Origin of the sequence: Lactiplantibacillus plantarum (genome assembly GCF_014131735.1) — a bacterium.
Lineage (GTDB): Bacteria > Bacillota > Bacilli > Lactobacillales > Lactobacillaceae > Lactiplantibacillus > Lactiplantibacillus plantarum.
On record NZ_CP039121.1, the window covers coordinates 2729707 to 2745055 of the forward strand.

The following is a 15349-nucleotide window of genomic DNA, read 5'->3' on the forward strand; positions in this document are numbered from 1 at the left end:
TCTTTTCTGATATTCTTGGAACTACTTTTGTTCCTTCAACATATTTTCAGCTTTGTTCAAAATGTTATCCATATTTTCTTTACCATCACTTGGAACCTTCCGAACATCAAATTCGATGCCGTCTTTTTCAAGTTTACGGTAAGTGTCGATATCATCTTGATCAAATGCCAAAACCTTGTTTGGTTGAACTTTACCAGCCGAATGAGCCATCGAACCAATATTCAATGTCTTAATTGGCACACCACCCTCGATTGCACGTAATGCATCTTGTGGTGTTTCGAATAAGACCAACGCCTTTTGACCACCAAAGTGCTTGTCATCTTTAGCAATCTTAATCATTTGAGCAATTGGAATAACGTGCGCTTTGACACCAGATGGCGCTGCTTGCTTGATCATGTTAGTCCGCAGTTCGTCTTTAGCAACGTTATCAGACGCAACAATGATCCGAGTTGGGTTAACTGTCTTACTCCAAGCAGTAGCAACTTGTCCATGCAAGAGTCGCGAGTCAATCCGTGCTAACCCATATTCCAACTTCCCTGGCCGGCCAGCGTTATTGTTGGTCGTTGCAGCGGCAGCAGCCTTTTCTTCCTTAGGTGCTAATGCTTCAGGACGAACCTTTACGCCATCCTTAGCAGTTTCAATGATATGCGTGGCAATTTCGTGTGCCGAATCCATTGAAAGTCGTGAAGCATACGCTTCAATTAACATTGGCAAGTTCAAACCGGCAACGATTGCCCATTTGTCCTTGTGTGCTTCAAACAAGCCGTTAACTTGATTGAATGGTGTACCGCCCCAAAGGTCGACTAAGAATAAGACTTGCTCTTGATCGTCGAATGAAGCAATGGCTTTTTCCAACTTAGCCTTGATGTCGTCAGGGCCTTCGCTAGGCATCAACGTAACGGCTTGAACGTTTTCTTGTTCGCCGAAAATCATTGATCCAGATTGATAGATGCCTTTAGCGAATTCGCCGTGACTAGCAATGATAATGCTTACCATCTTTGTACCTCCTATTTTTTCGTTACAGTCATATAAAACGAATAAATAATATCTAAATTGCCTGTAACTATTTATGTTTTTGATACTGTAAGCGCAATCTTTTTCGCACTCACTTATATATATGCAAATTCCGTGCCAAAATACACTAAAGCTAAAAGCCCTTATTTCAGGCTAGAAGTTGATACACTAGTGCGATACAGTATTAAAAACGATTATTTTGTGTGTCAAATAGCGTATTTTTAATATAAAATTATGAAACAGTAACTAATGTTAACTATGGTATCAATTTCTTAATAGCTCAGTGCCCGACGACCATTTAATTGCCACATCGTCTCAAACGCTTGGTTATCCATCTGTCCGGATTGACCACGCCAAGGATCATTGTACCTAATAGTTGCCGCTGTATATCCAGTGAGCGTCACTGTATGACTCGCAAAACCATCGAGTCCCTGAACCCAAGCGACTACCGGATGACGTTTAGCGAGCTGCACTTTAATTCGTTGCAGGCCCACCCCACTGAGATCTACAGCGGACGGCAGATAGTGGCGGATCGTTGGTAACAAGCCTTGGGGGTAGATGTAGAGACCAATACCATAGGCCGAAGCAGGATCGCCAACAAAGCCAGTGTTAGGATTCGAACTGCGCGGCACGTGGCTGGCAAACTGTTCCTTATTAATATTAACGCCGGCATACTGCAGCATCATGGTAGTCGCTGTCATCTCACACCCCGTTGGCAACTCCGGTAGCTGGTCAATCAGTGGTACCCGCAGTTGAACCGACGCCGTACTGGCGGGTTTTAGCTGATTAGCAGCTATCCAGCCGCTCTGCTGATGACCATTATGCACATAGTAGAAGCGTTGGTAATGCCCGTTGCGATAAATATCAGCTTGCTCAGTACGCGTCCACTGTGTATGCTGGTGATACTTTAAATGTAAATTAACACGCAATTGGGCACGCTGATGACGCACGACGGTTAAATGGTAACCGACACCGTTCTGACTATTCGTCTGATAGACCCGCGGCTGCACCACCTGAATCCCTGTAATCGGATAAGTCGTTACGGCCGCTTGTGCGGGGTAAACCACGCCACTAACCAGCAAGCCGCCCACCAAGATACGCCACCACCATCTACTCATTCTAATCAATGCCTGGTCCTCGCCTTCTCTTAATATCGTAATCAGTAGATTAACCGTTTTCATTATAATGCTGGTAATCATGAGATTAAACAATAAGGTACGGCAAATTTGGTGAACATAGTTGAAGTAGTTGGCAAAAAAGCAAGCCTGGAATAACGTGACCAGTCCAATTTACCGCAACAAAAAAAGAATCGATCCTTCAAGGCTTAACCTATCGAAATCGATTCTTATATTCGTTAGTGCGGCCAAGAAGATTCGAACTTCCACCGGGTTAACCCCGACAAGATCCTTAATCTTGCGCGTCTGCCAATTCCGCCATGGCCGCATCACAACTCACAAAAAATATCATAACAAAATTTTGCGAGTCTGACAAGCTTATTTTAAGATTTTTGTACTTTTACACCAGTTGCATCCATTGGCAATAAGAATAATTGGCCGGTGAGTGTTGTATCTTGGCTCAATTGTGCCTGCAACGTAGCGAGTTGACCGTAATCACCCAAAGTAATCACCGTCGGCCCAGCACCACTCAAATAAGTCCCCGTTAATCCCAGAGCATGGGCATGGTCTCTAACCGTTTGTAGTGCCGGCACTAACTTAGCCCGATACTGTTCATGGAACTGGTCCTGTTCTAGCAGCGGTAACGCCACGTCCCAATTTTGAGTTGCTAGAGCAGCCACTAACGTATTTGCCACACTACTACCAGTAACGGCTTGGTGGTACGCCAATTCAGTTGGCAAGGCTTGGCGACTGGCGGTCGTCAATAGCGGTTCGTTAGGCACGTAGACACTTGCAAAAAGCATCGGTAACGGTAACTTCACCGCACGGACGCGTCCATCAGTGTTCGTCGCCACAACCAAGCCTCCTAATAGGGCTGGTGCAACGTTATCTGGATGACCCTCCAGTTGAGTGGCAACTTCCAGTAGCTCAGCAGAAGAGCGCGTTGCGCCGGTCAATTCGTTTGCCAGCACTAAGCCGGCTACGATGGCCGTCGAGCTACTACCCAATCCGCGCGCTAACGGGATTTTTGAAGCCATCTGTAAATGCTGTGGTTGTAAATCTGGTACCAAATGCAACGCCGTTTTAATAATTAAGTTGCGTTCATCCGTCGGCACATCCGCCCCAAAGGGATGGTCAATCTGCCAATGGTCACTAGGTTGCAACACTTGTAGCGTTAGTTGCATGTCCAGCGCCAGACCGATTGAATCAAAACCGGGACCAAGATTAGCGGAAGTCGCCGGAACCGAAATCGTTAACATGTCCTCACCTACGCATTCTTTAAAACTTTATAACTCGCTAATAGTTGCATATTCTCTTGTTCACCGATTTCACGAGTGATATCTGCTAACTGTTGATCATTCATGGCATGGGTAATGATCACAACACGAGCGTTGCCGTCACCTAATTGATTTTGAATGATTCGACTAAATGAAACTTCTGCGCGGGTCATAATCGCCGTCAATTTCATCATCATCCCCGGCACATCACGCATCTTCAAGGCAATAAAGTGAGGATACACAACATCTTCAGGCGTTGCTAAGACTGTCTCCTGGCGATAAGAGTTAAACGTGTTACCAGTCGTATTCAACGCAATATTTTTCGCAACCGTTGTAATATCACTCAGCACACTGTTGGCGGTCGGGAGTTCTCCAGCGCCGGGACCGTAAAACATCGTGTTCCCCACAGCCGTTCCCGTTACCATTACAGCATTATTCTCATTTTGTACCGTGGCAAGTGGATGTTGATCAGAAACGAGCACAGGCCCGACTGATACCGCAATGCGATCGTCAATTTCTTCCGCAATCCCGAGTAATTTAATCGTATACCCAAGCTGATGAGCTTCCGCAATATCCTCTGGGCTGATTTTCGTAATTCCCTGAACTTGAACGTGGTCGAGGGAAAGACTCATCCCAAAGGCAAACTGCGTTAAAATAATCATCTTGAACGCCGCATCAAGGCCTTCGACATCATTAGTGGGATCACTTTCGGCAAACCCCAAGTCTTGTGCTGAGCTCAAGGCTTGATCATACGACCAATGCTTAGTCAGCATCTGCGTCATGATGTAATTAGTGGTCCCGTTGACGATTCCCATGACCCGTTGAATCCGGTCAGCGGCGAAACTATTATCAATCGTCCGTAAAATTGGAATCCCACCAGCAACACTAGCTTCATAGAATAAGTCGCGATGATTTTCACGAGCAATCTGAACCAACTCCCGGCCATATTGCGCAATCAAGTCCTTATTGGCCGTCACCACGTGTTTGCCAGCTTGCAAGGCTTGCGTAATATATTCCTTCGCCGGATGAATTGAACCCATCACTTCGACCATAATTTGAATGGACGGATCATCAAGCAGGGTCGCGATTTGGTCGGTCATCTGAACGTCCCCCAAATCAACTTGTTCGTGCTTTTTCAAGTTGTGGACAACTACGCAGGCTAGTTCCAACTTACGACCGGTAATTTCTGAAATCTTTTCCTGATGCGCTTGAAGCATTTTTACAACGCCGGTCCCGACTGTGCCTAGTCCGACCACACCAATTTTAATCGTTTCCATCTTAATCCCTCCATATCAATAGTTAAGCTAATTCTATCGGAAGCGTACCACTTTAGCAAACCTTTTCAGACTAATTTAATTGGCCCCTGACAACGACCACACGTATAGCGGCGAGTGTCCATGCGGCGCTTGCGGTAATACCGCCGGCCACACCGTTGGCATTCATAAATATACCGATACGGCCGGGCCGTCGCCTGCTTCGGCGCTGGTGCATAGCGCGAGCCACCCACTTGCGCGAGTAATCGTTTAAAGTCTGCATCACGATGCCGATATCCCCGCTTAGTCAAATGTAAATGATAATGGCACAATTCATGCTTGATGACGCCAATCAAGGTGGCCTCATCAAAATCAGTCAGCATCTTCGGATTGATATCAATATCATGCGAGGCCAACTGATAACGACCACCCGTCGTTCGTAACCGAGCATTAAAATAAGCGCGGTGCTGGAACGGACGGTGAAAATCATGCATGGAAATGGTCGCAACGAGCTGCTGTAACTCTAAATCAGTCATTATGCTTCAGCCGGTGCAATCATCGTCAAAGCGATGCGCTGCCGCTGTTCATCAACTTCTTCGACCCACACCGTTACGATGTCGCCAACTGCCACCGCCTGACGCGGATCTTTCAAGAACTTATCCGTTAGTTTGGAGACATGTACGAGGCCATCTTGCTTGACACCAATATCCACAAACGCCCCAAAGTCGACCACGTTGCGTACGGTTCCTTGCAACTGCATCCCTGGTTTTAGATCACTCATCTTTAAAACGTCTTGCCGGAGTAACGGTGCGGGCATCGTATCACGAACATCACGCCCGGGCTTTTGCAAACTACTAATAATATCCTTTAAGGTCAGTTCACCGACACCGGTGCTGGTCGCAAGTTGCGCTAAATCTAATTGATTCAACTGTTGGGCTTTAGTCGTCCCAACGTCCGTCGTCTTCAATCCAGCCGCTGCCAATAACGCTTTGGCTGCGGGATAACTTTCTGGATGAATATCCGTGTTATCAAAAACATTCTTGCCGTCAATGATTCGCAGGAAGCCGACCGCTTGTTCATAAGCTTTCGGTCCCAACCGCGGCACTTTTTTCAATTGTGGTCGGCTCGTGAATTCGCCATTTTCATCCCGATAAGTAATCACATTTTGGGCAATCGTGCTGGATAGCCCCGAAATATGCGTCAATAGCTCCGAACTAGCGGTATTCAAATTGACCCCAACTTGGTTAACCGCGGTCTCAATCACCGTATCTAGCTGCGTTGTCAATTCCTTCTGGGGCACATCGTGTTGGTATTGCCCCACTCCCACTGACTTCGGATCGATTTTGATCAATTCTGCCAGTGGGTCTTGTAGTCGCCGGCCGATACTGATCGCACTACGTTGTTCAACGTGTAGCTCAGGAAATTCAGCACGCGCCTTAGCACTAGCAGAGTACACGGAAGCCCCGGCTTCGTTAACGATGACATAATAAACCGGTCGGGTCATAGTCTTCAATACCTGTGCCACAAACTCCTCGGATTCGCGGGAAGCCGTCCCGTTACCAATCGCAATCATTTCAACATGATACTTCTCTAAAAAGGCTTTAAACTCACCCGCAGCAGCTTCCCGTTTGGCAGTTGGGGCTGGTTTGTGTGGATAAATCACAAGCTTATCTAAGAACTTACCATTCGCATCCATCACGGCTAATTTACACCCCGTCCGGTAAGCGGGGTCGAACCCTAATACCACGCGACCTTTTAATGGTGCCTGCATTAATAAGTGGTACAAATTATCGCCAAAGACTTTGATGGCCTGTTCATTGGCAGCCGCACTCAATTCGTTGCGAAGTTCACGTTCGATGGCCGGGCCAATAAAGCGTTTGTAGGCATCCTGATAAGCAGCTTCTACTAGTTCAATCGCTGGGCCGTGGTGCTGACCAATAAAACGAAAATGACAATACCGGTCAATTCCAGCACGATCAACATCAATGCTGACTTTCAATACTTTTTCGGCTTCCCCACGGTTGATAGCCAGTACCCGGTACGGTACCATCTGCTTGATGGGACTATTAAAATCATAATACTGTTGGTAAACACCTTGTTCATCGGCTGCTTTACCCTTGGGTTTCACTTTTGCGACTAGTAAGCCCCGGTCACGCGTATAATTCCGGACCCAGTTTCGTAAACCGGCATTATCACCAAAGGCCTCAGCCAAGATTTCGTGAGCTCCAGCTAACGCGGTATTCGCGTCTGTGATGTCCTGCGCTTCGTTCACAAACTGCGCCGCGTGTTCCTGAATACCACTTGCCGGAAAACGTAATAACCAAGCTGCTAACGGCTCCAGTCCAGCATCTTTCGCAATCGTTGCCTTCGTACGTCGCTTCTGTTTGTACGGTAAGTACAAATCTTCGACATCTTGCAACTTGTCAGCTTTTTCAATGGCTTGCTTTAAAGCCGGCGTCAAGTGATCTTGTTCAGCGATCAACTTCATCACATCTGCCTTACGACTCTCTAGACTCGCAAGCCGATCATAGTTATCTTTAATTTCGCGAATTTCAACTTCATCTAAGTTACCGGTACGTTCCTTTCGATACCGTGCGATAAACGGAACGGTGTTGCCTTCGTCCATGAGTCCGAGAACCGCTTTGATCTGTTGCGGTTTAAACTTCGTCAGCGTTTGATTAACTAACGTTAAAATCTGATTATCCATTATTTCACCCAATCTTTTAATCTCATTACATTATATTATACGCGTTTTACCCAAGTTTCCGCGCCGAATGACCATCTGAAAATTGTCGTTGACTGTCACTACCAATCGAAGCCATTACCGATACTGTTCACACATTGGTTGTGAGCTGGAAAAAAACAGCCCATTAGGCTAAACGAGCACGGCGCGGCCGCACAGTTGGCTGCCCCGCAACCAACAATAAAACGCTCGGCAACGCATAAACGTTACCGAGCGTTTTATTAGTGTGCTAAATCCAATCACCCAGATTAGCGCTCCTACATGACTGTATTCATGATCCGTTGCACGTTATTTGAAACGCGGCCCATTTCAGTCTCTTGATCCGTTTCAGCCTGATTAAAAGCAGCCACATCAATCGTTTGATCGTCGATGTTCATGCTAGCCGTCATGGCCGCACACGCATTCGTGTAGGCTTCGTATGCTGCTAACAAATTACGGTGCCGCCCCATTAACCGTGCGGGTACCGCAACTTTTTTCAACTGTGCCAAATTTTGTTGATACTGTTCAGTACCATCGCTAAATTCCATCTGAATATCATTGAATTCAGCTGGAACCATTTTGGCAACTGCGTCATTATCAATGGCCTGACGTAGTTTTTCAAAAGATGGGTTTAATTCTTCCCCCATTTTTTCAGTACTTTCGATAACTTTAGACAGTACTGGCATATACGTTTGAATCGTTGCTTTTTTCATGTACAAACTCTTTTCTTTAAATTAGTTAGCCTTATTTTACCCCTAATGGATGGGTTATGCGCGCCGCATGTGTCGACGTTGGAAGAACTTAACAATTTCAACAATCACGACCATCGATAAGGAAGCTAAGGCCACGATTCCCCATTGGTAAGCATCCAAGTGACTCACGTGGAATAACCCATTCAGACCGGGAACGACGATTGTCATCGCCAGCATCACAAATGCAATTAGAATCGCCCAATTAAAGAACTTGTTTCGGAACAAGCCGACCGTAAACAACGATTCATGAATGGATTTAGAATTAAACGCGTGGAACAACTGAATCAAGCCAAGGGTCGCGAAAGCCATCGTTAACGCATCAGCATGAGCTAATGAGGCCGTTGCGTGAACCGGATACGTCAAAGCTAACCAGTACACGAGCAACGTAATGCCACCTTCCAGTAGCCCTTGATAAATAATACTGCTGAAGACCCCACCTGAGAAGAAATTAGAATTTCTCCCGCGCGGTTTATGCTGCATAATGTTCTTTTCAGTTGGTTCAACGCCTAAGGCAATTGCTGGCAAGGTATCGGTCACTAAATTAATCCATAAGATATGCACTGGTGCCAAGATTTGCCAGCCCAACATCGTCATCACGAACAAGGTTAAGACTTCCCCTAAGTTCGCTGACAAAAGGTACTGAATCGCCTTTTGAATATTGGCGAACACTTTTCGGCCTTCCTCGACAGCAACCACGATCGTGGCGAAGTTATCATCAGCCAAGACCATGTCACTAGCCCCCTTGGAAACTTCCGTCCCAGTGATTCCCATACCAATACCGATATCAGCAGCCTTCAAGGCGGGCGCATCGTTGACCCCATCACCAGTCATAGCAACAACTTTGCCTCGTTTTTGCCATGCGTTCACGATTCGAACTTTGTGTTCAGGCGCCACCCGGGCATACACCGAGTAATCGCCGACCTTTTTGCCGAATTCCGCATCACTCATTGCATCTAACTCGGCACCAGTAATCACAGCGTCATCTTCGCCAGCGTTAATGATACCAAGACGGACGGCAATTGCTTCGGCGGTATCACGGTGGTCACCCGTGATCATCAACGGCCGAATTCCAGCTGATTTAGCTTCTGCAACGGCTTGTTCAACTTCTGGCCGTTCTGGATCAATCATGCCGACCATCCCGGCAAAGACCAGGTCATTTTCTAACGTCTCCGTATTAACAGTCGTTGGAACCGTGGTGATCACTTTATAAGCAAATGCTAAGACCCGTAAGGCTTGCGTTGCCAATTCATGATTAACAGTTAGAATCTGGTCACGGCTTGTCTTGGTTAACGGCTGAACGTCACCGTTACTTTCAATCTGAGTGACCCGTTTAAGTAATTCATCAGGAGCCCCCTTGACGGCTACTAAGAAGCGACCATCTTCTAAGGGGTGCACCGTCGACATCAATTTACGTTCCGAATCAAAGGGGACTTCTGTCACTCGGGGACGGTCCGTCAACAACTGATCGACTGGATAACCCTGATCCAAATTATATTGAATCAACGCTGTTTCCGTTGGGTCACCTGCTAACCCATCCGGCATGATCTTCGTATCATTACTTAAAATCATCACTTGCGCTAAATGGCTATCAAGCGGCAATTCAGTAGCGCGCGCGTCCACCAGTTCCTGGTTGACGACCAACTTTTCAACGGTCATTTTGTTTTGCGTCAACGTTCCGGTCTTATCAGAGGCAATAATATCGGTACTTCCCAACGTTTCAACTGCGGGTAATTTTCGTACTAACGCATGCCGTTTGGCCATCCGCTGGGTTCCTAACGCTAACGTGATCGTAACGATTGCCGGCAACCCTTCTGGAATTGCGGCTACGGCTAACGAAATCGCCGTCAATAACATGTTGATCAAACTCTCTTGACCGCGCAACATTCCGATACCAAATACCACTGCGGCAATAACTAAGATTAAAATCGTCAGCGACTTACCTAACTGTGTCAAGTTCGCTTGCAGTGGTGTGGTCGTCTCATCGGCCGCTTCAATCATGCCGGCAATTCGACCTACTTCAGTCTGCATCCCAGTCGCCACCACAATCCCAGTGGCCCGACCATACGTCACGTTACTATTCATGTACGCCATGTTTAACCGGTCCCCGATTGGTAATTCCCCATCGGCAATCATCTCCGCCTGCTTCTCAACTGGGACAGATTCACCCGTCAGCGCCGATTCTTCAACCTTCAATGACGCACTCTCAATTAATCGTAAATCCGCGGGAACGATATCCCCGGCTTCTAGCGACACAACATCCCCAGGAACCAACGCGTCACTCTTGACCGTTTGCAGCTGACCATCCCGTAAAACAGTCGCGTCCGGCGCTGACATTTCCTTCAACGCGTTGATGGCCTCTTCCGCTTTCGATTCCTGGAAGACACCGAAAATCGCATTTAATACCACCACCAATAAGATGATAACGGCATCGACGGCTTCCCCAGTAAAGGCGGCAATCAAGGCGGCCACTAACAGGACGATAATCATGAAATCCTTGAACTGCGCAATAAATTTTTGCAACAAGGAAGTCGCTTTTTGCTGATTCAACGCATTCGGCCCATATTGTTCTAACCGTTGCGTCGCAGCACTTTGCTGTAAGCCGTGTTCATCAGTGCCTAGTTCCTCATAAACGGCGGATAACGCTTGTTGATACTTTGGTTTTGTACTCATCGTAAGCTCCTTTTCTGGCATCCGAGCCCCACTCCCTAACTGATTTCCAGATAGAAAATGAGACTCATGTATGCACGCAAAATTGTGTGAACATACATAAGTCTCACTATTTAAGACAATACCGGATTGGCTTCTTGCTGACGATATTGCCGCAGAATATTTCTGCTAGTTACTCCCTTATGATTGTATCGTAAGAATACCAGATTCCATGGGAGCTGTCTAGCAAAATAATCGCTTTGACTACCTCTGCATTCGCCACAGCACTTGGATATTCTCACATTAAGCGTTTACATATTTTAAACCATTCTACCGCTTTTCCACCAATCCCACCAATATTACGGTAGTCACCATAAAATTATGTGACTATGCAAAAAGGCGACCTGAAGCTGAATAATCTTCAAGTCGCCTTTTTAATTAGGTTAGCCGTAATCCTGATCGATTATCAGCTAACTAGCTTATTTCCAAAAATCATCAAACACAGTGATGGCCGCGTGGCGTTTGTGGGCAGTCTTTAAGTACCACGCCTCAATCTTTTCGGCCGCAGCATCGCTGACCGTCCGGCCTTCCAAGTAATCGTCGATGTCGTCGTAACGAACACCTAACGCGACTTCATCAGGTAATGCTGGCCGATCTTCTTCCAAGTCAGCGGTCGGGACTTTGTCATACAAATGCTTGGGCGCATCTAAAGCGGCCAGCATTTGTTTACCTTGACGCTTGTTCAATCGCCATAGTGGCACAATATCCGCACCACCGTCACCGTACTTGGTATAAAAACCAGTAACAGCTTCGGCTGCATGGTCGGTTCCCACGACAGCACCGTGCATTTCACCGGCAATCCCATATTGCACGATCATGCGTTGGCGCGCTTTAATATTGCCCTTGTTGAAATCATGAATCGTCAATTGGTTAGCTTCCAATGCAGTTACCATGGCATCCGTAGCCGGTTGAATATCCACCCGATCCGTCACGTCGGCTTGCATAAAATCAATCGCTGCCATCGCATCCGCTTCATCCGCTTGATTGCCATATGGTAACCGGACTGCGATGAATTGATAGCGATCATCACCCGTTTCCTGCCGCATTTCGGTAATGGCCATCTCCGTCAATTTTCCAGCTAACGTGGAATCTTGACCGCCAGAGATGCCAAGCACATAGGTCTTCAAAAAGGTATTTTTAGTTAAATAAGCCTTCAAAAAATCAATACTTCGACGAATCTCAACTTCTGGATCAATCGTTGGTGCAACGTGTAACGCTTTAATAATCTCAGCTTGTAATGGCCGCATTAGTAAGCTTCCTCCTCATCTTTATGGTTAACGTGGTCTCTGACCGTGTTAATAATATTCATTTTATGATCATAAAGTTTTTGTGACAAGTCGACCGGGTAATCCTGAGGGTTTAAATCCCGTTTGTATTCGTCCCAAAGTGCATCTAGACTTTCAAATGAATACTCCTTGATTTCATCTAACGTTGGTAAAGTATAAACTTGTTGACCGCGGTCATAGATGGGAACCAATAGTGGTCGCGCATCAAAGTCACTGACCGTCTTATTAATATACGTATAGCTTGGATGGAACATGTAAATTGATTCTTCGTTGCGCGGATCTTCATCGTACAACGTCACATAGTCACCTTCCGACTTGCCATCCGCACGCTTCGTAATCCGCCAAACTTGTTTTTGACCAGGCGTTGAGACCTTTTCCGCGTTATTTGAAAGTTTGATCGTATCAACCATCTGATGATGATCATTCTCGATCGAAACCATCTTGTATACGGCCCCTAACGCGGGTTGGTCAAAGGCCGTGATTAGCTTCGTCCCAACACCCCAGACACTAATTTTTGCACCTTGCATCTTCAAGTTTTGGATCGTTTTTTCGTCCAAATCATTTGACGCATAAATCTTGGCATCCGGAAAACCAGCTTCGTCTAGCTGTTCACGCACGCGTTTTGATAAGTAAGCCATATCGCCACTATCGATACGAACCCCTTGGAAATTGATTTTATCACCCATTTCCTTAGCCACTCGAATCGCACTCGGCACCCCGCTACGTAACGTATCATACGTATCCACTAGAAAGACACAGTCATGATGGGTCTCCGCATAGGCCTTGAAAGCTTGATAATCGTTTCGATAAGTCTGCACGAGCGCATGCGCATGGGTCCCGCTAATCGGAATACCAAAAATTTTGCCAGCCCGCACGTTACTCGTCGCGTCAAAGCCACCAATATAAGCCGCCCGGGTTCCCCAGATGGCCGCATCAAACTCCTGCGCCCGCCGAGTACCGAATTCTAGTAAGCCATCTTCACCGACAACCGATTTAATGCGCGCCGCTTTAGTCGCAATCAGCGTTTGATAATTGATAATATTGAGTAGTGCCGTTTCAATTAACTGACAAGTGGCCAGTGGTCCTTCGACTTGTAACAACGGTTCATTATTAAAGACCAAGTCCCCTTCACGAACCGCACGAATCGTCGCATCAAATTTGAAATTCGCTAAATAATCTAGAAAACCGTCTGAGTAGCCACCCAGTTCACGTAAATACGCGATGTCAGTTGCCGTAAAATGTAAATGATTGATATAATTAACAACTCGTTCCAGACCCGCAAATACCGCGTACCCATTTTGGAACGGCATCTTACGAAAGAACACTTCAAACACCGCATGTTTGTTGTGAATACCTTGTTCCCAGTAGGTTTGGATCATATTAATTTGATAAGCATCCGTATGCAAGGTAAAACTATCATCCGGATAGATTTGCGTCATGAGTATAATTCTCCATTTCGTAGGTAATAACCGTGTTTACAGTAAGTTAAGCTTATTTTAGCATTTTTTATAAAAGAATGCGCTTAAGCATCCAAAAAGTTGCAGAATTCCTTGATTTACCTATACTTTAATTATGATTAGAAAGTGAGGTCGCTTATGTCAGTCCCTTTTGACACGGTTAACATCTTAAACGTGCCGTTTATCAAGACAACTAACGCTGGTTTTGTTCAGCAACTTCAAACCGATATTCTCGCGCATCACAATCGCTTTGTGGTGACCGCTAACCCCGAGATCTTAATGTACGCTCGTGAACACCCCGATTACCAACAGGTGTTAACACAAGCGGACTATATCACGCCAGACGGCATTGGCGTCATTCAGGGGGCCCAGATTCTTGGCACACCACTCCCCGAACGGATCACCGGCTATGACACCCTTTTAACACTACTAGAATGGGGTAGCCAACAGCACCAACGGATCTTTTTGTTAGGTGCCAAGCCGGCCGTGTTAAAGCAAGTGACCACGATCGTTCAACGAGATTATCCCGGCATCGTTGTCGCGGGTGCCCGTGATGGCTATTATGACGACGAACAAACCATTGTCGACCAAATCGTGGCCGCGCAACCCGATATGGTCTTCGTAGCCACTGGTTTTCCTAAGCAGGAATTTTTCATCGCCGAACACCGCCAACGCCTCGATGCGCTCTGGATGGGTGTCGGGGGTAGCTTCGACGTAATTGCAGGCGCGGTTAAGCGGGCGCCGTTATTTTGGCAAAAACACCACGTTGAATGGCTCTACCGTCTGATTCAAGAACCAAGTCGTTTCAAGCGGATGCTCGTGTTACCCCGCTACTTGCGGTTAGTTAAAAAAATAGCGCGCCAGCAAGCCCATTAACTGGCAATCATTACCAGTTATAAGCCACTGCGTTACGATGACAATTGCTTTTGTGCGTGTACCCAGTCTTCAGTCATAAATCCAAAAATAGCTCACCTAGAATAACATCCTAGGTGAGCTATTTTTGGTATCACCACTCTAATCAGGTGCCCAGCACCCGACTGACTGGTTATTTTTCAAGATAAAACTCAAACCGGTTACCAACGTACTGGGTCCGCACGTATTCAAACGGTTCGCCGGTTTGCAAATACGAAATCTGCCGTAACCGTAGCAACGCATCGCCACGCCGGACTGACAAGTATTCTGCGATACGCTCAGAAGCAGACATCGCCGAAACCGTCTGTTGAGCCTTACCAGGCACTAAACTTGCCTTTTCTTCCAACGTCCGATACAACGAACTCGTAATTTCGTCCTTGGTGAACTGCTTGACGAGTCGTTCTGGAACTGTTGCGACCTCAAAACAAATTGGCACATCATCACCATAGCGAATTCGTTCCATCCGTAGAACTTGTTCGTTGGCGCCTAACGCCAACTTTTCGCTCTCAGATAGCGACGGGCTCGTCACGTGATATGAAATCGTCTTACTTGATGGGACCTTACCCTGGGCCAGCATTAGATCAGTAAAACTGGTGACACCGGACATTTTTTCTTGGACCTTCTGATTCGCGACAAACGTGCCGGCACCGACTCGCCGCTCTAATATTCCTTCGTCAACCAATGTCTGGATTGCTTGTCGAAGGGTCATCCGACTAACATCGAACTGTGTAGCCAGCTCCCGTTCAGACGGAATCCGGTCACCAACGGCCCACCGACCTGCTTCAATCGCCTGCTTAATTTGGTTGTGGATTTGAATATAAATTGGCGAACTCATGGTACTCATCCCTTACTTCT

At 46.6% G+C, this 15349-nt stretch carries 12 protein-coding genes and 1 tRNA gene; 1 reads left to right on the forward strand and 12 read right to left on the reverse strand.

The features are described 5' to 3' along the window. Positions 1–21: 21 nt before the first annotated feature. The 11 genes from E5260_RS12890 to E5260_RS12940 form a co-directional block, all read right to left on the reverse strand. A complete protein-coding gene (locus tag E5260_RS12890; RefSeq protein ID WP_003640908.1) occupies positions 22–996 on the reverse strand; it encodes a mannose/fructose/sorbose PTS transporter subunit IIA in 975 nt (324 codons plus the stop codon). Positions 997–1286: 290 nt separating this feature from the next. Next, entirely contained in the window at positions 1287–2141 is an 855-nt protein-coding gene (locus E5260_RS12895) for a C39 family peptidase (protein WP_003643922.1), read from the reverse strand. 231 nt (positions 2142–2372) lie between these two features. Next, positions 2373–2457: transfer RNA gene (locus E5260_RS12900), tRNA-Leu, on the reverse strand. A gap of 55 nt (positions 2458–2512) precedes the next feature. Further along, positions 2513–3388, reverse strand: coding sequence for a homoserine kinase (thrB, locus tag E5260_RS12905; RefSeq protein WP_003640906.1), 876 nt, complete (start codon positions 3386–3388; stop codon positions 2513–2515). An 8-nt stretch (positions 3389–3396) separates the two neighbouring features. Further along, entirely contained in the window at positions 3397–4683 is a 1287-nt protein-coding gene (locus tag E5260_RS12910; RefSeq protein WP_003640905.1) for a homoserine dehydrogenase, read from the reverse strand. 65 nt (positions 4684–4748) lie between these two features. Next, on the reverse strand, positions 4749–5195 hold the full coding sequence (locus E5260_RS12915; RefSeq protein ID WP_003640904.1) for a SprT family protein: 447 nt from the start codon (positions 5193–5195) through the stop codon (positions 4749–4751). Then, the gene (locus E5260_RS12920) at positions 5195–7366 is read right to left on the reverse strand and encodes a Tex family protein (RefSeq protein ID WP_003640903.1); all 2172 of its coding nucleotides are present in this window, start codon (positions 7364–7366) and stop codon (positions 5195–5197) included. Before E5260_RS12920 ends, E5260_RS12915 begins: the two co-directional genes overlap by 1 nt. A 293-nt stretch (positions 7367–7659) precedes the next feature. After that, positions 7660–8094, reverse strand: coding sequence for a hypothetical protein (locus tag E5260_RS12925; protein WP_003640902.1), 435 nt, complete (start codon positions 8092–8094; stop codon positions 7660–7662). Positions 8095–8148: 54 nt separating this feature from the next. Then, on the reverse strand, positions 8149–10803 hold the full coding sequence (locus E5260_RS12930; protein ID WP_003643866.1) for a cation-translocating P-type ATPase: 2655 nt from the start codon (positions 10801–10803) through the stop codon (positions 8149–8151). Between the two features lie 455 nt (positions 10804–11258). Next, entirely contained in the window at positions 11259–12086 is an 828-nt protein-coding gene (nadE, locus tag E5260_RS12935; protein ID WP_003640900.1) for an ammonia-dependent NAD(+) synthetase, read from the reverse strand. Further along, the gene (locus E5260_RS12940) at positions 12086–13564 is read right to left on the reverse strand and encodes a nicotinate phosphoribosyltransferase (RefSeq protein ID WP_003640899.1); all 1479 of its coding nucleotides are present in this window, start codon (positions 13562–13564) and stop codon (positions 12086–12088) included. The genes nadE and E5260_RS12940 overlap by 1 nt, the downstream gene beginning before the upstream one ends. Positions 13565–13720: 156 nt before the next feature. Between E5260_RS12940 and E5260_RS12945 the strand changes: the two genes are divergently transcribed. After that, positions 13721–14458, forward strand: a complete 738-nt coding sequence (locus E5260_RS12945; protein ID WP_003640898.1) for a WecB/TagA/CpsF family glycosyltransferase — start codon at positions 13721–13723, stop codon at positions 14456–14458. Between the two features lie 169 nt (positions 14459–14627). Here E5260_RS12945 and E5260_RS12950 read toward each other — a convergent pair whose 3' ends face one another. Continuing rightward, positions 14628–15329, reverse strand: coding sequence for a GntR family transcriptional regulator (locus tag E5260_RS12950; protein ID WP_003640897.1), 702 nt, complete (start codon positions 15327–15329; stop codon positions 14628–14630). Positions 15330–15349: the final 20 nt, after the last annotated feature.